The organism is Zobellia roscoffensis (genome assembly GCF_015330165.1).
Lineage (GTDB): Bacteria > Bacteroidota > Bacteroidia > Flavobacteriales > Flavobacteriaceae > Zobellia > Zobellia roscoffensis.
The window spans coordinates 1,166,641-1,187,318 of sequence record NZ_JADDXT010000002.1 but is presented as its reverse complement, the minus strand read 5'-3'; the positions used below and the strand labels follow the sequence as shown (position 1 = coordinate 1,187,318).

16 protein-coding genes are annotated in these 20,678 nt (G+C 37.8%); 7 read left to right on the top strand and 9 right to left on the bottom strand.

Features of this window, described 5'->3' with window-relative positions; all coding sequences use genetic code 11:
* Nucleotides 1-3 precede the first annotated feature (3 nt).
* Nucleotides 4-1,347 (top strand): RagB/SusD family nutrient uptake outer membrane protein, encoded by a 1,344-nt coding sequence (locus IWC72_RS05095; RefSeq protein ID WP_194529045.1) that lies wholly within the window; start codon nt 4-6, stop codon nt 1,345-1,347.
* Between the two features lie 73 nt (nt 1,348-1,420).
* Here the strand turns inward: IWC72_RS05095 and IWC72_RS05090 are convergent, their stop codons facing one another.
* The 6 genes from IWC72_RS05090 to IWC72_RS05065 form a co-directional block, all read right to left on the bottom strand.
* The gene (locus tag IWC72_RS05090) at nt 1,421-4,927 is read right to left on the bottom strand and encodes an efflux RND transporter permease subunit (RefSeq protein ID WP_194529044.1); all 3,507 of its coding nucleotides are present in this window, start codon (nt 4,925-4,927) and stop codon (nt 1,421-1,423) included.
* Nucleotides 4,917-6,101, bottom strand: a complete 1,185-nt coding sequence (locus IWC72_RS05085; RefSeq protein ID WP_194529043.1) for an efflux RND transporter periplasmic adaptor subunit — start codon at nt 6,099-6,101, stop codon at nt 4,917-4,919. Before IWC72_RS05085 ends, IWC72_RS05090 begins: the two co-directional genes overlap by 11 nt.
* A 30-nt stretch (nt 6,102-6,131) precedes the next feature.
* Complete coding sequence (locus tag IWC72_RS05080; RefSeq protein WP_194529042.1) at nt 6,132-7,493, bottom strand: TolC family protein; 1,362 nt, start codon at nt 7,491-7,493, stop codon at nt 6,132-6,134.
* Nucleotides 7,494-8,099 (bottom strand): TetR/AcrR family transcriptional regulator, encoded by a 606-nt coding sequence (locus IWC72_RS05075; RefSeq protein ID WP_194525135.1) that lies wholly within the window; start codon nt 8,097-8,099, stop codon nt 7,494-7,496.
* Between the two features lie 77 nt (nt 8,100-8,176).
* Nucleotides 8,177-8,605: a hypothetical protein gene (locus IWC72_RS05070; RefSeq protein WP_194529041.1), complete on the bottom strand. Its 429-nt coding sequence runs from the start codon at nt 8,603-8,605 to the stop codon at nt 8,177-8,179.
* Between the two features lie 12 nt (nt 8,606-8,617).
* Nucleotides 8,618-9,160 carry an RNA polymerase sigma factor gene (locus IWC72_RS05065; RefSeq protein ID WP_194529040.1) on the bottom strand — a complete coding sequence of 181 codons (543 nt, stop codon included), beginning with the start codon at nt 9,158-9,160 and terminating at the stop codon, nt 8,618-8,620.
* A 144-nt stretch (nt 9,161-9,304) separates the two neighbouring features.
* Between IWC72_RS05065 and IWC72_RS05060 the strand changes: the two genes are divergently transcribed.
* Complete coding sequence (locus tag IWC72_RS05060; RefSeq protein WP_194525132.1) at nt 9,305-10,279, top strand: polyprenyl synthetase family protein; 975 nt, start codon at nt 9,305-9,307, stop codon at nt 10,277-10,279.
* Here the strand turns inward: IWC72_RS05060 and IWC72_RS05055 are convergent.
* Together IWC72_RS05055 and IWC72_RS05050 are read right to left on the bottom strand one after the other, a co-directional pair.
* The gene (locus tag IWC72_RS05055) at nt 10,276-11,481 is read right to left on the bottom strand and encodes a lycopene cyclase family protein (protein ID WP_226979494.1); all 1,206 of its coding nucleotides are present in this window, start codon (nt 11,479-11,481) and stop codon (nt 10,276-10,278) included. The genes IWC72_RS05060 and IWC72_RS05055 overlap by 4 nt on opposite strands.
* 7 nt (nt 11,482-11,488) lie before the next feature.
* Nucleotides 11,489-13,762, bottom strand: coding sequence for a TonB-dependent receptor (locus IWC72_RS05050; RefSeq protein ID WP_194529039.1), 2,274 nt, complete (start codon nt 13,760-13,762; stop codon nt 11,489-11,491).
* A 78-nt stretch (nt 13,763-13,840) separates the two neighbouring features.
* Between IWC72_RS05050 and IWC72_RS05045 the strand changes: the two genes are divergently transcribed.
* From IWC72_RS05045 to IWC72_RS05035, 3 genes are all read left to right on the top strand, one after another.
* Nucleotides 13,841-14,497 (top strand): metal-dependent transcriptional regulator, encoded by a 657-nt coding sequence (locus tag IWC72_RS05045; RefSeq protein ID WP_194525129.1) that lies wholly within the window; start codon nt 13,841-13,843, stop codon nt 14,495-14,497.
* 1 nt (nt 14,498) lies between these two features.
* Nucleotides 14,499-15,320, top strand: a complete 822-nt coding sequence (locus IWC72_RS05040) for a ZIP family metal transporter (protein WP_194525128.1) — start codon at nt 14,499-14,501, stop codon at nt 15,318-15,320.
* 291 nt (nt 15,321-15,611) lie between these two features.
* On the top strand, nt 15,612-16,841 hold the full coding sequence (locus tag IWC72_RS05035) for a sensor histidine kinase (RefSeq protein ID WP_194525127.1): 1,230 nt from the start codon (nt 15,612-15,614) through the stop codon (nt 16,839-16,841).
* A gap of 38 nt (nt 16,842-16,879) precedes the next feature.
* On the opposite strand, the gene IWC72_RS05030 is transcribed toward IWC72_RS05035, so the two are convergent.
* A complete protein-coding gene (locus IWC72_RS05030) occupies nt 16,880-19,513 on the bottom strand; it encodes an MGH1-like glycoside hydrolase domain-containing protein (RefSeq protein WP_194529038.1) in 2,634 nt (877 codons plus the stop codon).
* A 212-nt stretch (nt 19,514-19,725) separates the two neighbouring features.
* Between IWC72_RS05030 and IWC72_RS05025 the strand changes: the two genes are divergently transcribed.
* Both IWC72_RS05025 and IWC72_RS05020 read left to right on the top strand, forming a co-directional pair.
* Nucleotides 19,726-20,157 (top strand): hypothetical protein, encoded by a 432-nt coding sequence (locus IWC72_RS05025; protein WP_194529037.1) that lies wholly within the window; start codon nt 19,726-19,728, stop codon nt 20,155-20,157.
* Nucleotides 20,158-20,287: 130 nt separating this feature from the next.
* Nucleotides 20,288-20,656 carry a nuclear transport factor 2 family protein gene (locus IWC72_RS05020; RefSeq protein ID WP_194525124.1) on the top strand — a complete coding sequence of 123 codons (369 nt, stop codon included), beginning with the start codon at nt 20,288-20,290 and terminating at the stop codon, nt 20,654-20,656.
* The last annotated feature ends 22 nt before the right edge of the window (nt 20,657-20,678 follow it).

Here is a 20,678-nt window from a genome sequence, read left to right as displayed (position 1 = left end):
AAAATGAAAATTATAAAACAACTAAAAATAGTAACCATTATTGCGGCTATTTTTCTAGTAACAGCATGTGAGCTAGATGGTGGTGAAAGTTTAAATGGGGCAAGCACATCATCAATATCTGATGATTTGTCTAGGGGAGAGTTGCCTCAGGCACTAACAGGAGTACTTTCGGATATGCGTGTGGGTATTTCTACAAATACGGATGTGCTGAGTATTGTAGGTCGCGAGTATTATTACTTTACCTCTTCTGACCCAAGATATGAAGGAGATGTTGTGGTTGGAAACTTAAATAACAATACATTTTACGTAACCACTCCTTGGGGTGCTAGATATGCGACTATAAAGAATGCTAATTTGGTTTTGGAAGGTTTGGATAATACTACATCCGACCTTTCTGATGCGGAGATATCTGCCACTAGAGGAGCCATTAATACACTTAAAGCTCATGAGTTATTAATGTTGAGCAACAACCAACATGACAATGGTATTCGTGTTGATGTTACCGATTCTGAGAGCCTTGGAGATTTTGTAGACAGAGCGGGAGCGTTGGCGGGCATTGCTGATTTATTGGCCTCTGCCGCAACGGATTTAAGTGCAGGGGGAGATGCTTTTCCTTTCGGGATTCCATCTGGGTTCAACGATTTAAGAAAGACCGATGCTGTAACTGGCGATGTTATGGCGGTAATGCCTTCGGATATGTTGGAATTTAACCGTGCTTTGTTGGCTAGGGTAGAGGCTTATCGCGGCAATTACCCAGCAGTTTTGGCTGCTCTTGAGGCTTCGTTTTTTGAACTTGATGGAGATTTGAGAAAAGGGGTTTATCACACTTTTTCCCTGAGTGGTGCTGACCTTCCAAACCCTCTTTTTATTGCGTTAGACCAAGAAGCGAATGTTAGAGTAGCGCACTCTAGTTTTTTAGCTGATGCAGAAGCTGGAGACGGTAGATTGAGTAAAGTTGTGGAAAGAAAAGAAAATCGGGATGCTTCAGGTCTTGTGGGTACACATGATGTAGCTATTTATTCAAGCCTTACGGATAATGTGCCTATTGTTAGAAACGAGGAACTTATTTTATTATACGCTGAAGCTAATATGGCTACGAATCCTATGGAAGCGGTTGCGGCCTTGGATATTCTAAGAGTTGCTGCTGGGTTACCGGCTTATTCAGGGGCTACAACAGCCGCAGCATTAGAAGATGAATTGCTATATAATAGAAGATATTCATTGTTTGCCGAAGGTCACAGATGGATTGATATGAGAAGATTCGGTAAGCTAGCTGAATTGCCTAACGATAGAGCAACGGACAATGTTCCTGCGGCTATACCGGTACCTGCTAATGAGAATCAATAATCTTTAAGTCCTATAATACAAATTAAAAACCCCGCCAATTGGCGGGGTTTTTCTATGCAATAAAACTCAGTTTTTAAATAGATGCTTCTAAACTTTTTTCAGCTGTTCCTGGTCGTTCCTTTTTTCTTCCCCATACCGCTATTTTTATTCTATAGGTAATGTTGAATAATACCGGTACAATAATTAGAGTTAAAAAAGTTGCGACAATCAATCCGAAAATAACCGTCCATGCTAATGGTCCCCAGAAAACAACGTTGTCACCTCCCATATAGATTTTTGGATCAAACTCAGAGAACAAAGAGAAGAAATCTATATTAAGACCAATAGCCAACGGAATTAGCCCTAGAACCGTGGTAATAGCCGTTAGAATTACTGGGCGTAACCTAGCTTTTCCTCCCGTAGTGATAATTTCAGTTACTTCCTCCAGAGAAATGAGGTCTTTATCATCTAGGCCCAATTCTACTTTCTTTCGATCAATAAGAATCTGTGTATAATCCAATAGCACCACCCCATTGTTCACTACAATACCAGCAAGCGAAATAATACCCATCATGGTCATCATAATAACAAAGGACCATCCTGTAGCAATCAATCCGCCAAATACTCCTATAAAACTTAAAAAGATAGCAATCATAATAATAAGTGGCTTGGAAATACCTCCGAATTGGAAAATCAAAATCAACATAATTAATCCCAGTCCAGAAAAGAATGCACCTACCAAGAACTGCATTTGCTTGTTTTGCTCTTCAATCTGACCGGTAAAGTCGATTTTCACATCCTCAGGAAGCGCTTTAAAGTTATCCATCTCCTTTTGGATTTCCGCTACAATTGCACCCGCATCACTAAAACCAGGTTTCAGTTGAGAATAAACGGTTACCACTCTTTTCTTATCCTTGTGTTTGATGGCGCTAAAACCTGAAGAATTTCGTTGTTTGGCTACCGCCGAAACAGGAATCTCCTTTATTTGGCCGTTTGCGGGATCTCTAAAAATGATGTTCTGATTGAACAGGGCATTTTTGTTATATCTAATATCTTCGTTAAAACGAACGTTGATGTCGTAATCATCTCCATCAAGCTTATATACACCTGCTTTTTCACCGAAAAGCGAACGTCTTAATTGTAGTCCCACTTGACCTACGGAAACACCAAGTTCACCAGCTTTCTCTCTGTCAACCACAACCTGCATTGAGGGTTTGCTCTTGTTTACATCAATTTTCAGTTCTTCAATACCGGCAATATTTTTGGAATTAATGAAGTTTCGTACGTCTTCGGCGGTGTTGATCAACTCAGTATAGTCTTTACCCTCTAGTTCTATATTAATAGGGTAACCAGCTGGTGGTCCGTTGACCTCTTTTTCTACCGAAATGGCTACACCAGGGTATATTCCGGTAAGCGCTTCTTGTATCTCTCCACGAAGAACTTCGGTATCGCGCCCATCTCTATATTTATACTCTCGCATAGATACGGTCACTTTTCCACGGTGTGGCATTTCTGCTGCAGAACCACCATCCGTTTGAGGGTTTCCTGCACCTTCTCCAACTTGTGAGACTGCAGACTCTACTAAATAATTAAAGTCGCCATCTGTGTACTTATCTTGATTGGCAACGGCAAATACCCTGGCTTCAATCTCTTTGGTAAGTTTATTGGTCTTATCTATTGCTGTTCCTTGTGGATATTCAATATAGGCATAGATTTCATTAGGTTTATTATCCGGGAAAAACTCAACTTTAGTACGGCCACTATCCAAAGATGCTTTAAAAGCCATAAAAACACCAATTAATAAAAGGAAGGTGATTCCAAAATACCAATACACGTTCTTACCTCTAAGTGAATGCGCAATTCGTCTTTCATACCAATTCTCAAAACGAACCATAGCACCATTTTGGAAGCTAATGGCCCATTTTTTTAGAGCATATTTATATATCCAGAACATGATAGCGGTTAAAATCATTACAGACCCTAAGCCATTCATTGCTCCTCCAAAAATTAAAATAAACAGCCCAAAACCACATAATATGGCACTGATACGAATTAACTGCTTTACGGTTAGTTCTTTTTCGCCAATTTCCATAAACTGAGAAACCAACATAGAATTCATGAAAATTGCAACAAAAAGCGATGAACCAAGAACTACAGATAAGGTAATGGGGAAGTAAATCATGAACTGCCCAAAAATGCCTGGCCATAACCCTAAGGGCACGAATGCCGCTACTGTAGTGAGCGTTGAAATGATAATTGGGAATGCAATTTCACCAATACCTTTTTTAGCTGCTTCGGTACGGGACATTCCTTCACTCATCAATCGGTATACATTCTCAACAACAACAATACCGTTATCTACCATCATACCCAGACCCATAATCATCCCAAACAGAATCATGGTATTAAGTGTGTAGCCCAGATTGTTCAATATCATAAATGACATGAACATGGACATGGGAATGGCAAAGCCCACAAAAAGGGCATTTCTAAATCCTAAAAAGAACATAAGAACCGTAACCACCAGGATAATACCAAAAATGATATTATTTACGAGATCATCCACCTGGTTCAGGGTTCTACCCGAAGAATCATTAGCAATAGTGATGTTTAAATCTGCTGGGAAATAGGCTTCCTGTTCCTTTTTTACGATTTCCCTAACTTTGGTAGTCGCTTCAATCATGTTTTTTCCCGAACGCTTTTTAATGTCCAGCATGACCACACTCGTACCAAATTCACGGGCAAAAGTGGTTTTTTCTTCTTCGGAGAAAGTAACCTTGGCAATGTCTTTTAAATAGACCGCTCCGTTTTCTGATTTAACAACAAAATCATTCAGTTCTTTAGGGTCTTTTACCTCACCTAATATGCGAATGGTACGCCGCTGACCTCCGGATAGAATGTTACCCGCAGACATGGTAGAATTACCATTGCCTACGGCATTAATAATATCTTGAAAGCTCACTTTGGAAGCCATCATCTTATAGACATCTACCGCAATCTCTACCTCTTTTTCTTGAGCACCACGAATACTTACCTCTTTAATTTCCGGAAGGTCTTCAATTTCATCTTGTAGGTATTCTGCAAACTCCTTTAATTTTTCAACAGGGTAATCTCCTGTGAAATTCACGTTCATAATAGGGAACGATTCTGAAAGGTTGAGGTCAAACACATCAGGTTCAACTTTGGCATTGTTGAAAGTGGGCCAATCTTCGCTGGCCTTTTCGCTGTCAACTTCGTCTTTTATTTTCTGTTTAGCCTGTTCAACGGTTAGTTCCTCATCAAACTCAACAGTAATAATTGAATAATCCTCTTGTGAAGTTGATGTTACTTCCACTACATTACTTACGTTTTTTAAACGATCTTCAAGTGGGTCCGTAAGTAGTCTTTCTACATCTTCCGCAGTATTACCTGGATAAATTGTACTGATGTAGATTTTAGTCTCTATAATCTCAGGAAAATCTTCACGAGGCATCGCGAAATACGATTTTAGCCCTAACCATAAAAATATGGCAATCATGACATAAATGACGGAAGGGTTGTCTATAGCCCAGGACGATAGGCTAAACTCTTTACTAGCGTTTTTCTGCTGTTTACTGCTCATCGGTCTCGTCATTTAAAATTTGAACCTTCTGGCCATCTTTAACGCTTCTGGCACCTTCTTCTATGATGTGGTCTCCATCACTTATTCCTGATAGTACTTCAATCTGGCTACCCTGCGTTTTACCGGTTTGAATGATACTTTTCTTCAGAATAGCTTCATTCTCACCACCGTCTAATTCAGCAATAAAAACATATTGGTCTCCTTCTGCATTTTCTGATATAATACTTTGTGGAATAACTATGGCATCCTCACTTGTATAATCGTTAATGTTCACCTTTGCCGTAAGGTTGGGCTTTATATTTCCTTTTTTATTGGGAACGGGAATTTCAATGGTAAAGGCTCTATTGCTAGGGTTAATGAAATTTCCGGTCTGTCTAACTTTGGTAGTTATAGTATCTCCTAGTACTGGAAAATATACTTTAGCTTCTTTTCCAACCTTAATACCATCTAAATAGGTTTCAGGAACATCTACCTCAATGTACATATCGGAGAGGTTTACAATACGAAAAACCTCCGAACCAGGACCAGGTGAAACAACGGTACCTTGATCTTTGATTACATCATCTATAATTCCTGAAAAAGGCGCTCTTATAGTAGATTTTCCTAATTGGCTCTCTGCTTGCTTTATGGCATCTTCGGCAGCTTCATAATTGGTTTTTGCGGATAAGTACTCTATTTCAGAGCCTATTTTTTGTTCCCACAGGCGTTCTCTACGTTCAAAAGTAGTTTTGCTTAATGCGGCTTGAGTTTTTAGTTGAGACAGCTGACTGCTCATACCGCCATCATCTATAGTTGCAAGAATCTGACCTGCACTTACTTTTTGGCCTTCTTTTACATAAACTCGTTGTAATGTACCTGACATTTCTGGGTAAACAAGAACATTCTGCTTTGTTTTGACATTTCCTTGAAGTTCCAAAAAGTGATCAAACTGTGCCGCCTTGGCCGTTACCGTTGTCACTAAAGGTAATTTTTCGTCCCGGCTCATAGTAGATATGACAGAATCCAACTTATGTAGTTCTGCTTCAATGGATTTTTGTTGTTCTGAAAGCTCACTTTTTTTAGCACGGATACTTTCTAAATCTCCTTGTGAAATGATGTCGCTAACAGATGCTTCCTTCTCGCCGCAAGCGGAAAAAAGTAGAGCCGTAGTTGCTAAGTATAGTATTTTTTTCATCGTAATAAGTTTATTTGTTATTTATCCTAACTACTTAAGATTGGAATTGGGTTCGTTTATAATGACTTCTAAATCGGTCTTTTTATTAATGACTTCCACCATTGATTGAAGATATCCTTGTTGGGCATCATAAAGTTGGGTCTGTGCCTGACGTAGATCAAAACTACTTGCAATACCTTCTTTATACTTAATCTGGTTTTTGTTTTCTATGCGCTCCGCCAAACCTAGATTCTGCTTAGCTGTCTCATACTCTTCAATGGAAAGAATATAATTGCTTTTAGCTGTTTCCAGTTGAAGACGTATTTGTTCTTCTGCTTCGGAAAGCTGTGTTTTGGCTTTTTCCATAGCGATTTTTGCCCTGGCCGTACTTGCGGAACGTTTCCCTGAGCTAAATAGTGGTATGGTAAGGTCAACTCCTAAAACAGAAGAGTCAAACCAGTCTTGTTCACCTTTGAAGAAGCTAAAATCATCCGAGAAAGCTGAAGAGCCATAATTGACGAAAGTGCTTAACGTTGGTAAAGCCCTACTTCGCGCTAATTTCCATTCAAAGAACCTTTGTTCGGTTTGATTTATGGCCAACTTGTAATCTACATTATTCTCCATATTGAAATCTGTCTCCATAAGAGTAAAATCAATTTGGGCTGTAGCAAGATTGTCTAAATCTTCCTCTAATTTGGTAGGTGCATTAATAGCAATACCCATAACAAGGTTCAGCATTTGACGAGTTATGTTCTCAAGTCGGATAGTGTTCTTTAACTGACTTTCTATAGAAGACAGTGTAATTTGTAATTGCTCAACACTTTCTTCGTCACCAAGTCCATTTTCAAATAGTTTGTTGGTTTCAAAAAGATTTTTCTCTAAGTTGGCTTTATTTTTTTCTAAAATAGCCACACTTTCTTGCGCTAACAATACGTTACCATAAGCTTCAACAACAGATTTTCTAATCTCTTGGTCCGTTTTTTCGTCATTATTGGCACTATAACTTAAGAATGCTTTTGTTGCTTGGACACCAACAATATATGAGCCATCAAAAATCTTTTGCGTTAGTGTAGCCGTTGCCGTAGCTGATTGAGCTTGACTAAAAACAACTTCTTCATAAGTGCCCGGAGCACCTCCAAAAATTTCAGCAGGAATTACTGTAACAGGCTGTTTTAATTGATTCTGATAACTAACAGACCCATTAATTTGTGGTAGACCATCTGCAATGGTTTCCCATTTTTGTTTTTGGGCATCTATTAAATCTCGTTCAGCATTAATGGCGCTGTAATTGTTTTCAAGAGCAAAAGCAATGGCTTCTTCTAATGTAAAACTATAGGTCTTTTCGGGCGGGTCTTGGGCAACTGCAAGCACAGTTGTCAGTAAGGCCATGGTTGTTATAAATAGGTTTTTCATTTATTCGTAATTTGAATTGATAATTTCATTTAACACTTTTCTTCCTTTTGGGGTCACAATACCCCGAATATGGTATTCTAGATAATCATCCATTAAGGGTTTTATTGGAAACTTTTCCAGAGGAAAAAGTTGAGGGTCTTTTATACTTGTAACCCCAGAATAGTATATGCGCGAGATAAAGCCAATATTTAAATTATCACGGTAGTAGCCCTGGTTTACTCCTCTATGTATGTTATCCGTCACACATTGTTGCATATGCTCAAATTGACGTTGAGTAATGGTTTTGTGAATTTTTGGGTAATATTTTTGTAATTGATACTGTGGAGATGATTTCTCGTCCTTTAAGTTTACCATGACAAATTTCTTTATCTCATAAATCTCTTCTATTGGGTTTTTGTTTAACGCACATATCTGGGTGATTCCTGTAATTATATTTTGCGAGAGGTGGTCCATACAATTTTCCACCAATTTCGTTTTGTTCTCAAAATGAGTATATATCGTTTTCTTGGATATACCCATTTCATTGGCCAAATCATCCATTGTAACGCTCTTAAACCCGTAGGTTAAGAACATATCTGTTGCCTTGTCTAAAATTTTTTCTTTCATAAGAGTGGGCAAAGATAAGTTAGGAAACTTTAAAAACATAAAAAGTTTCCAAAGTTTTACGATTATTTAACACATTGTTAGGACGATGATTCGTTCTTTTCGTTACGTTTTTCTTCTACATATTTATCATAAGCTTTTTCACCTTCGTCTTTCCAGAATGCATCATAGTGTTTCCATTTAGAGAAATCATCGCCACATATTCCTCTTCGTTTTGTATTGAACGGCCTTTTAGATTGGCCCTTCTTGTGCTTCTTTTTTCTACCACCACCTTCGCTAAAACTCCCAAAGATTATTTTAGAAAGGATGAGAAGGCCGGCGGCTTGCCAATAGGTAAGTGTAGTAAGTCCAAAAATTTCGGGCATAAGCCAGTTCCATAAATACATAAAAATATAGGCAAACAGTAGTAGAAAAGCTATACCTGCTATGATGTAGAAAATTACCTTTACAATTTTTTTTATGTATTTTTCCGCCTTGTTCTTTACTTTATGTTCTATATATTCTTCCATAATTACATGTTTTTAATTACTTATTTGTTTTTTTATTTCTAGTTCTTTTAGAAGTATAGCTAGGGCCCTATGTCTTCTGGACATTAATGTGCCTTGTGGTATGCCGCTTTCGTTAGATAACTCTTGATAGGTGTAGCCTTCAAAATCAATAGCTGCAATAATATTGCGGTAGTTCGGTTTTAGATTAGCAATGGCTTTTTTTAGTTCGCTCGTCATTTCATCGGAATATGAGTTGTCAGATTTACCATAAAGCAGCTCGGAAAATTCTATCAATTTGTTTTCAATTTCATCTTCTAGGCTTATTCCCGGTTTTTCCGTTCGCATTAAATCCACAATTTTATTTCGAATAGAGTGGTATACGAACCCTGCAATGTTTGTAATGGGTAATGCACTGTCTGACCTGGAAAATAACTTTAACGCTACGTCTTGAACAATATCATCTGCATCCCTATCGGTTGCATCATCTATTCTAGATTTTGCATAAGCCTTTAGCGAACGATACTCTTCGTCAAAGAAGGTTTTTAGGTTATTATAATTTTCGGTTTCCGAAGTCATTAAATGGCTTTTTGAAGCAATTCTTCGATAGTAAAGACGATGATTTTCAAATCTATTGCATTTTTTCCGAGTTATTTTTTTACAAAATGAGTTAAAGACAGTTTGTTTATTTAATTGGTCTTATTTTTGAAAAAATTTTCTTGAATGCATTCCATCGAATTTTATCGTTCTGAGTTTATCTCGTTTTTAGAGCAAAAGGCAATTAAAAAAGAGCCCGAAAACCTATATGCCCCTATTACTTATATACTGGGGTTGGGCGGTAAACGATTGCGTCCGGTTCTTACCCTATTATCTGCCGAGATATTTGAAACCGATTATAAGAAAGCTTTAGACGCAGCTTTGGCGGTAGAGACTTTTCATAATTTCTCTTTGGTTCATGATGATATTATGGATGACGCACCTTTGCGTAGGGGGCAATCAACAGTTCATGAAAAATGGGATATTAATACAGGTATCCTTTCTGGAGATGCTATGCTTATTACGGCATATCAGTTATTTGAAAACTATGACGGTGAAACTTTTAAAAATTTAGCTAAACTTTTTAGTAAAACGGCTCTGGAGGTTTGTGAAGGTCAGCAATATGATATTGATTTTGAGGAAAGAGATGATGTTACTTTGCCGGAATATCTAAAAATGATTGAATACAAAACAGCGGTTCTTGTTGCTGCCGCTCTGCAAATGGGCGCTATTATTGCCAATGCTTCTGAAAAAGAGCAAACGGAGATTTATAATTTTGGATTGAATTTAGGAATTGCTTTTCAACTTCAAGATGATTATTTAGATGCGTTTGGAGACCCTAAAACCTTTGGGAAGCAGGTGGGCGGTGATATCATTGAGAATAAAAAAACGTATTTGTATTTGAATGCCTTAGAACTGGGGTCTTCTGTGCAAAATAAAGAATTGTTGGATATGTATTCCATTCAGCCCAAAGACCCTTCTGCTAAAATTGAAATAATAAAAGAGATTTTTGTTGAAAGCGGTTCTGCAAAACATACGCAAAAGGCAATTGAGGATTATACACAACGTGCTTTTGAATTACTGAAAACACTAAATATTTCTGAGGATAAGAAGAAAATTCTACATGACTTTGGCGAAGGATTAATGCGCAGAAGAGTTTAAAAAAACCTGTTTAAAAGTGCTTTTGTAAAAGGCATAGTAGGGCAGGCAGAAATAAATTTTAGGTCCTCTAAAATGTTAGTTTCTTCATCTAGAAATTTAAAAATCAATTGAGGCTCACATTTGTTAAAAAGCGATTCAAAAATTTGATGCCCTTGGTGATTGTTTTTATCCAATACATCTAGAAAGAGCAGATCATAAAACCAAAATCTATTTTTAAAGCTTAATTTGTTTAAGGGTTTTACAGTTTTTAGATAATCAATTAATACAGGGACTTTCTTGGCCGTGCTCATAAAAGTGTACCCTGTACTGGGTTTTGCCCAGCCGCCAGCAGTGCCAATGTATCGTATATTTTCTGTATGATGTTCGCTAAAATCATAACTGGTCATAGGTATGCTGCCTTGTTCCGTTTCAGTAATTTCATAAGCACCACATTGTAAATCGTTCTTTACATACGTATCCAAAGCATTTTTATATGCTTTTTTCGGCAAAAGATCTGCGGAAAAGAGGGTGTATTCTACTAAGGCTTCTTTTTTAGAAAAAGGTAGAATGTACATGAAACGGGTGTTTCCCTTTTGTGGAATTGAAAAATCCATGTATGTAACTTGATCTAGATCGAATACAGGTTTTTCGGTCTTTACGGTCCATCCTAAAAAATGCTGTTGTAACACAGGATATTTTTTCTGGTGGGTCGCCATTTTGTAGTCGAAGATACTATTGAAGACTTTTGCTGCCGAATAGTTGTTGCTGGTGGTTTCTACGGTTACGGAAGAGTGATTATCAGTAACATTTACAACGGCTTCCTGAAGAAAAGTAAGATTCGGGTGGTCTTTTAATCGTCCCAAATAAGTTTTGTAAAAATCTACTCCTCGGACCATTTTGTATGAATATGGGGCAATAGCATACGTTTTGGTGAATTTTTGTCCGGCAAAATAAATGTGATCCCATTTTTTTGAAACGATGGAGTCAAATTTACCTTCCCCTTTTTCCCAAAAGCACCATGTGCGGTCGTTTAATAATTTTGAATCCTTGTCAAGTAACAAAATCGATTTACTCGAAAAAAAATCATCTTTAACCATGGCATCCGCAAGCATTAAGCCTGCAGCTCCCGCGCCGATAATTATGTAATCAAAATAAGTTGTGTTTTCCAAATGCAAGTATAGAATCGTTACCATTTCAAAAGTAGCGATTCTATACAAGTTCATTCAATTTTTAATTAATGCGATACCTCAAACCAAAAAATCCGCGAATACCTTGGTTAGGTCCGTATACATAGGATGGATCAAAAGTTAGTGCATTTGGGTTGTTGGGTGTGGCTACTGCATCGCCATTGGCATCAAAAGTTACATTCCTGTCAAATGGGTCGTTTGCCCTTGCAATAATAAAAGGATTACCGCGGTTTGGGGTCCAGTCCAACAGGTTTTTTACTCCTCCGTAGAACTCAAAATTTTCTAATCCCTTCCATGTAAATTGTATGTTCTGTATGCTCCATGCTGGCGAATAATCGCTTCTGGGGTCGGTCTCACCAAAGGTTGGTAAACGCATAGGGCCATATATATTTCCGGAGTAGTCCACGGATAAATTTATTTTTTTGAATTCATAGGAAGCATTCCAGGTTCCGGTATAACTTTCGGTAAGAATTTGTCGTTCCGTAACACCGTCTTCCGTTTGACTCACATCTTGAACTGTAGCTCCGATTAAAAATTTAAATCCGCTAGGAAATGAAAAATCAATATTGGCACTTGCGCCTTTAGATACTGATTTTCCGTTTAGATTGTCATAAATAATTTGGTTGGGGTTGGTATCATAATCCGGTAAAATAGCGTTGCTGAAATGCGTGTAAAAAACCGAAGCATCCAAACTTATAAATGCACCGCTATCCGCATATATCTTTTTAAGGTAATTAAGGTTTACGTTTACGGAGCGTTCGGGGTCTAGTTCTTCGGTAACAATTACATCTCTAGCACCGGTCAATGCAGCATGTTCTTCAGTAAATAAATTTACAACTCTAAAACCTGTACCTGCATTTAAACGTAAGATGTCATTATCAGTTATTTTGTATCTGTATGCCATTCTTGGCGTATAAATGTTACCATGTCTTTCATCATAATCGTAGCGCATGCCCAGTAGAAGGGAGTGCTGTGTTGCCAATGAAATTTCATCTTGAACAAATATGCTGGGTATGACCACTTCATCTGCAGTTACGGTTGCCGTAGTATTGTCATCATAATAATTGTAGCGTAGGGCAGTACCGACTAAAATATCATGATTTTCTAACTTCTTGTCCCAAGTAAACTGCCCAAAACCGATGCGCTGATCAGCTAAATAAGGTACATCACCGTACACTGAGTTTTGGTTGTGGTCATTATAGGAGAAAGAGAAAAGTACCTTTTCTTCGATAGGTAATTGATACTTGCCTAGAACTTCCCATCTGCGCGTATATATGCTTTCACCATAAATTTCATCACCACCTCTAAACTCTGGCGTCCATTGCATTTCTCCTCCCCAGCGGTCTTCGTAGAAAAAACGGCCGGCAAGAGAGAATATACGGTTCTCGTTACGTTGGAAGTTCCATTTTTGAAAAACTGAAATACGGTCTTGTAAAGTAAGATCAGTAAAATTATCGCCGTTGTTATCAATGGGGTTGTCGTAATTAAAGTAATTGACGCCTAGAAGCATATCTGTCTTCTCTCCAAAATTGATTTTAGCACCGACGTCAACATTAACCTCTCCCCAGCCCGTAACAAAAGCATCGGCAAAGAAATCCGGTGCATCTAGGGTGTTTTTGGTGATTATGTTTATCAGTCCGCCAACGGCTTCGCTTCCATAAAGGCTGGAAGCAGGGCCTTTTACAATTTCAATCTGTTCTATTAATGAATTTGGTATGCCAGACAGACCATAAACGGTTCCCAATCCACTAACTATGGGCATTCCGTCAATTAATACTAGAGTGTAAGGACCTTCTAGCCCATTAATATGAATATCACCTGTATTACACACGTTGCAGTTAATTTGAGGGCGCACGCCATTTACATTTTGTAATGCTTCAAAAATACTTGCAGTGGGGTTCTTTTTAAGAAAAGTAGGACTATAAACCTCTACAGGCACCGGACTTTCGGATCGGCTTACTGCTTTCAACGTTCCGCTCACTACCATTTCTTCTAATTGCTCAGAAGCTTGAATCAACTCAATATTAAACGTCTTATTTTCATTTCTTTCAAATGTGATTTTGGTCGAAAAATTTTGATAGCCTATAGCGGAAACCTTTAAAACGTAGGTGCCCGATGGAATTTTTTCTAAAGTAAATAGCCCATTTTCATTGGCTGAGGTTCCATATTTGGTTCCTTTTAAATAGAGGTTGGCAAACGGAACCGGACCTTCGTTATCTGTAATTTTTCCACTAACACTGCTGGTTTGGGCATTCGCAATACCAACAAACAGGATTGAGAATAGGAAATATAGTGTATGATGTAAATTAGTTTTCATTGGTTTAAATAAAAGTTTAGACAAAACTAAAAATTTGTTTTTAGATATAAAAATGTATTTTTGCATGATTGAAATTTTATGACACTTTCAGAAGAAGATTATATAAAAGCGATTTATCACTTGGGAAAGGGTGAGAACAACATTGTTTCTACCAATGAAGTGGCGGAACAAATGAATACGAAACCATCGTCAGTAACGGACATGGTCAAGAAGCTTTCAGATAAGGGCGTAGCCAATTATAGAAAATATAAAGGAGTTTGCCTTACGGAATATGGGCAGAAAGTAGCCTTGACCCTTGTTAGAAAACATCGGTTGTGGGAGGTGTTTTTGGTGGAAAAATTGAATTTTGCTTGGGATGAGGTACATGAGGTAGCAGAACAGTTAGAGCACATTAAAAGTGAGAAGTTAACGGATAGCTTGGATAAGCTTTTGGGGTATCCACAGGTAGATCCTCATGGAGACCCTATTCCATCAAAAAATGGGGAATTCAAGAAAGCGGTAAAGAAATTATTGAACGAGATACCTGTAGGCACCAGTGGTACTTGTGTTGGGGTTAAAGATTCATCGGCGCCGTTTCTCAAATTTTTGGATAAGAATAGGATTGCTTTGGGAGATACCATCATAGTGCTAGAAAAGGAAGAGTTTGATGGATCGCTGCATATTCAGGTCAAAGGGAAGGATATTCGCATCTCGGACCAGATTGCAGCAAATTTATATCTTAAAATAACGGAATGATATGCAAGAGATAATTGATTATTTTGAATCGATAGATCCAGTTTTGGCGGCGTTTTATGCCACACTATTTACTTGGGGATTAACAGCTGCAGGTGCTGCATTGGTTTTTTTCTTTAAAGGAATGAACCGAGCATTATTGGATGGGATGCTTGGTTTTACCGGCGGAGTTATGGTTGCGGCCAGTTTTTGGAGTCTCTTGGCTCCGGGCATAGAAATGAGTCCAGGTGAAGGCTTTGTAAAGGTAATACCCGCCGCCGTAGGTTTTCTTTTGGGTTCTCTGTTTATTTTTGGATTGGACAAGGTGCTTCCACATTTGCACATTAACTTTAAAGAAAGTGAAAAAGAAGGTATTAAAACTCCTTGGCACCGAACAACGCTGCTAACCTTAGCAATTACACTGCATAATATTCCGGAAGGTTTGGCAGTGGGTGTCCTTTTTGGAGGGGTTGCTGCAGGGTTTGATGGCGCAAGTATAGGTGGTGCCGTGGCCTTGGCTTTGGGTATTGGTTTACAGAATTTTCCTGAAGGGTTTGCGGTGGCTATGCCATTGAGAAGGCAAGGCCTTAGTAGGTATAAAAGTTTTATGTACGGACAGGCATCTGCATTGGTAGAGCCAATTGCGGCAGTTTTAGGGGCTTGGGCAGTTTTAACTTTTCAACCTATTTTACCATACGCGCTATCATTTGCAGCAGGAGCAATGATTTTTGTTGTTGTGGAAGAGGTTATACCGGAAACACAACAGGATAAATATACAGATATAGCAACCATGGGTTTTATAGGTGGCTTTATTATTATGATGACCTTGGATGTAGGTTTGGGGTAATATAATTAAAAGAGTTTAGAGAGATTTTTTACTCTATAATTGAGATTAAATGCTCTGAGACTTGACTCAAAATTAAGGTGTATTTGTTTTAGTGCCTTGTGGGCTTGCCCCGAGGTAGTTTACCTTTAGGAAGTGAGGGGTTAATACTTGCTGTCCCTTTACAATGTTAAAAGTAAGAATAGTTCTACAATATTTTTTATCTTTAGGTGTATAAGATAGTTTGGATAACTCCGTTTTATAAAAAGGACTGACGCTTTATTTGATACTATTGGTCCGTGAAAATCTAATCCTATGATAGCCCCCCAAAATCATGAAAATGAAGCAGAGCGGCTTGCACTTTTGCAATCGTATTCTATTCTTGACACAGAATTAGAGGAAGATTATGACAATTTGGTGCTGTTGGCTTCGGAAATATGTGGTACACCTATATCTGTTATTACACTTTTAGATAAGGACCGGCAATGGTTTAAAGCGCGGCGTGGATTAGACGTTAGTGAAACCGAGAGACAATATTCCTTTTGTGGCCATACCATTCATGAAGCTGATAATATTCTTGTTGTAGAAGATGCAAGAGAAGATGAACGTTTTTTTGATAATCCTATAGTCGTGGGTGATCCCAGGGTTATTTTTTATGCCGGTGTTACATTAAAAGGGGCTAGTGGTATGCCGCTAGGAACGCTTTGCGTTATTGATAATAAGCCAAAAAAAATTACAGAGAGTCAGCTAGCCGCATTAAAAATCCTTTCTGATCAGGTGATGAATCTATTGGATTTACGAAAAAGTAAAATGAATCTTGAAAAGGCGAATGAAGAACTTGAACTAGCCAATCATGAGTTAGATAATTTTGCCGCTGTGGCCGCTCATGATTTAAAATCACCTTTAAATAATATTATTACGTTATCTAATTGTCTGCACGATTTATATTCTCCTAAAATGGATGATGAGGGCAAGCAAATTGTAGAGTTTATACGAAGCTCTTCAGAAACACTTAAAAAACTCATTACGGGTTTACTTAACTACAGTAAATCCGGTCAATATAATATAGACGATAAAACCACGATTTTGTTGAGCGACTTACAAAGATCTATAAAAGAGCTTTTTGGTGGTCGCAAAGAATGTACTATAACAGTAAAGAGCGATTTAGATTCTATTTATGCGAATAAGGTAGCCGTTGAGCAGATTTTGATAAATCTGATTGCCAACGCCGTTAAGTATAACGATAAACCCAGTATTGAAATAGCACTTGAAATAAAAGAACAAGATGGTTTTTATGAATTTGCCGTTAAAGACAACGGACCAGGGATTCATGAAGATGACCAAGAAAAAATCTTTAAAATTTTTGAGGTTATTTCTGAGCAAGATAGATATGGCGATAAAGGAACAGGTATTGGTTTAGCTACAGTAAAAAAGGTCGTTGAAGGCCTTGGAGGAGTAATTAGTGTAGCTTCACAATTAGGTGAAGGCGCAACATTTACCTTCACCATTAAAAGCCCTATTGTAGTTGAATCCTCAATGGCGTAATTCACATTTGTTTTTAAATAGTATTACTACATTGGGAATTATCTGTTAATTTCTTCAATTAGATTTGCTACTAAAGCAGTCCACCCCGTTTGGTGAGATGCACCTACACCACGGCCATTGTTTCCATCAAAATATTCATAGAACAAAATTAAATCTTTAAAATGCTTATCGGTATATTTTTCCTTGTCCAACTCGTTTACGGGTCTATGTCCATCCGTGTCTTGTTGAAAAATACCAATTAGTCTTTTACTTATTTCAAATGCTATATCTTTTAGATTCAGATTATTATCGCTTCCTGTGGGGTAAGCATATTTTAAGCTGTCACCAAAATAATTATGATACTCTTTAAATGTACTGATAAAAAGGTAGTTCATAGGCATCCATATGGGGCCTCTCCAATTTGAATTTCCCCCGAACAAATCTGTAGATGATTCTGCACGTTCGTATTCAATACTATACGTGTCTCCGTTTATTTTTACTTCGTATTTATTTTCATGTTCTTTAGATAATGAGCGTATACCATGTTTGGCTAAAAACTCTGTCTCATCTAATATGCTATGTATTAAAATATCTAATCTTTTACGTGGTACTAAAGAAAGTAATACGTCATTTTCAAGGCCAAATTCTTCAATCACCTGATATTTTTGTCGCTCCATTCGATAGGTGCGGTACCATTGCATACTAGCCTTGAACCGTGGTAGTTTATCCAGGCATTCTTTTCTAATGTTCAATACCGCGGTTAATGAGAGTAAACCGGATATAGAGCGTACTTTAATGGGAATTTTTTGATTGTCGGGTAAAATTAATTTGTCGTAGAAAAATCCTTCTTTTTCATCCCAAGAGCTGGCAGAATCTTCAGTTATCTTATTTAGGGCTTCTGCAATGAAAACAAAATGACCAAAGTACTTTATAGCCATATCTTCAAAAGTATCATCATCTTGTGCAATTTCCAAGGCTATTTCTAGCATGTTCAGACAATACAGTGCCATCCACGAGGTGCCATCTACCTGTTCAAGAATACCGCCACCTGGTACACCATTACTACGGTCAAAAACCCCTATATTATCAAGACCTAAAAATCCACCTTGAAAAACATTATTACTAGAGCTATCTTCACGATTTACCCACCACGTGAAATTTAGCGCCAGTTTATTGAACATTCGTTTTAAAAAATTTAGGTCGCCCTTACCGGTTTTACGTTGTTCCATTTGATAAATCTGAATGGCCGCCCAAGCTTGCACAGGCGGGTTTACATCACTAAAATTCCATTCGTATGCCGGAATTTGACCATTCGCGGCCATATACCATTCTTTGGTAAAGAGCAATAGTTGTTTTTTTGCAAATTCATGATCAACCATTGAGAAGGTAACACAATGAAAAGCGGAATCCCATGCTGCGAACCATGGATATTCCCAAGCATCTGGCATGGAGAGAATATCATGATTTCTGAAGGCGGTCCAAGAACTATTTCTGCCGTGCCATCGCTGATCTGAAGGGTTCGTTCCGGGGTCGCCTTCAAGCCATTGTTCCACTTCATAATTATAATATTGTTTAGTCCATAGAAGCCCCGCGAATGCCTGTTTTTGAATTTCTCGTTCTTCTTCATTTGATTTTTCGGTAACTGACTCTAGAAAAGAGCGTGATTCTGCAATTCTTTCCTCAAAAACACCGTCAAAAGAAGCATCAATAGGCGTGTCTATATCCTGCGAGGAGAGCCTTAGGCGAATAGTTTTGGTTTCACCTGCGGCCAGTTGCAATTCATACATGGGAGCACATTTTGTGCCTTCGGTGTTTTTTTCAGCTAATGAAAAATCATTGTCTATGACTGCATCATGAAATAAATCTTTTTTAAACGGGTGTTCATTGGTACCGTTATAAATACGTTCCATATTGGTTTCATTCTCTGTAAATAGAACTCTGGAGGGCGTATCGAAATACAAATTGTATTTGCCAACATACTCATGGTCTACAGCCACGCATGGAGATTTTTTTGTTCCCGCCTTTTTAATGACAGGTTTTTTATCCATTCCCGTGAAACTCCAAAAATTTCGAATCCAAATAGTTGGTAAAACAACCGCTTTGGCTGTTTTTGGACCTCGGTTACTAACAGAGATTTTTACTAAAATATCTTCTCCATCCGCTTTGGCGTATTCAGTATGGACATCAAAGTATTCGTTGTTATCAAAGATACCTGTATCTAGGAGCTCATATTCATTCTCTTGTTTGCCTCTATTACGGTTTTCCTCCACTAATTTATTATATGGAAATTCATTCTGAGGGTATTTGTAGAGATGCTTCATGTAGGAATGCGAAGGTGTATTCTCCAGGTAATAATAAAGCTCTTTTACATCTTCACCGTGGTTGCCTTGTGGTCCGGTCAATCCAAAAAGGCGCTCTTTTAAAATGGGGTCTTTACCGTTCCATAGCGCTACGGAAAAACAGATGTTACAATAACGGTCAGAAATACCGGCAATACCGTCTTCTCCCCAGCGGTATGTTCTGCTTCTAGCATGATCATGTGGCAGATAGTTCCATGCATCACCGTTTGGACTATAGTCTTCCCGTACCGTGCCCCATTGCCGTTCACTTAGGTAGGGACCCCATTTTAGCCAATCTTTTTTCTTGCTATAATGGTCTTCTAATCTTTTGTTCTCTTTGGTATTTTGGGTCATACAGTTAAAATATGTAAAGTTAATGGTTTGCAAGTGTGTTTATACGAGTACCTAAATTAGGTATATAATAAGGTCTTCACAAGTGATAAATGATGCAGAAAATAAAATTTTAACCGCTGTCGGAAATTTTCGTCATTTTTGTACGTTCATAGAGTAATTGGTGATGGCTGGAAATCGCTCATCAATCTTCAAAATGTGAAATTAGCAGTGATATGAAGAAAAAAGGACACGTATTATGGAATGTTTTGATTGTAGTTACAGTAATCATTTGTCTTTTTGCCTTTGTTCTGCATTATAAAAATTGGACAAAAACGGATGCTTCTGGTCTAAAAGTATTATCCGGATTTTACTTACAAGAAGTACCTTTTTCAGCTTTGGATAGTGTAGATTTTGTTGAGAAAATCCCACCCATGGTTCGCCTGAATGGTTTTTCGGCCTTTGATAAGGAAAAAGGTGTTTTTCAGGATTTCAAAGATTCACTTACCGATAAAAAGGTATATGTCTACGTTGATAATTTTGAAAATCAAAAGATAAAAATTGTTCATCACGATTCATTAAAGCTCTTTATTAATCTTAAAGATTCTACGGATACCCAGCAGTTGTTTGATTTACTTTCAAGCAAATTAAGTGTTGAGCCTAACTAGGCAGCTATAGGTTATTCTTTATTGGGTTTACTCTATATTTCATATTAATTTCTTTTTAAATTATCTACAGTCCTTTGTTATTCAGGGTAATGTGTTGTATTTTGTTGAGATAATCAATAAACAAACAATCATGGAAACAGATGAAATTGCCTCTAAATTAGTGGCTTGGTGTAATGAAGGAGATTTTGAAAAGCCTTATCAGCAGTTGTATAGCGATAAAATAGTAAGTATCGAAAACGACGGTAAAGCGGAAGGAGCTTACGTTGAGGGTTTTGAGGGGATTAAGAAAAAGGGTGAGTGGTGGCAAGAAAACTTTGAAGTCCACAGTAGTAAGGCGTCAGATCCGGTAGTGGCAGACAATTGGTTTTCCGTAAAGTTTACCATGGATACGACACATAAACCATCTGGGCAGCGCTCTACATCATCCGAAATTGCTGTGTATGAGGTGCAAGATGGAAAAATTGTAAAAGAACAGTTCTTCTACAATGAGAATGGATAAACTTCTGTAGAAATTAGAATAA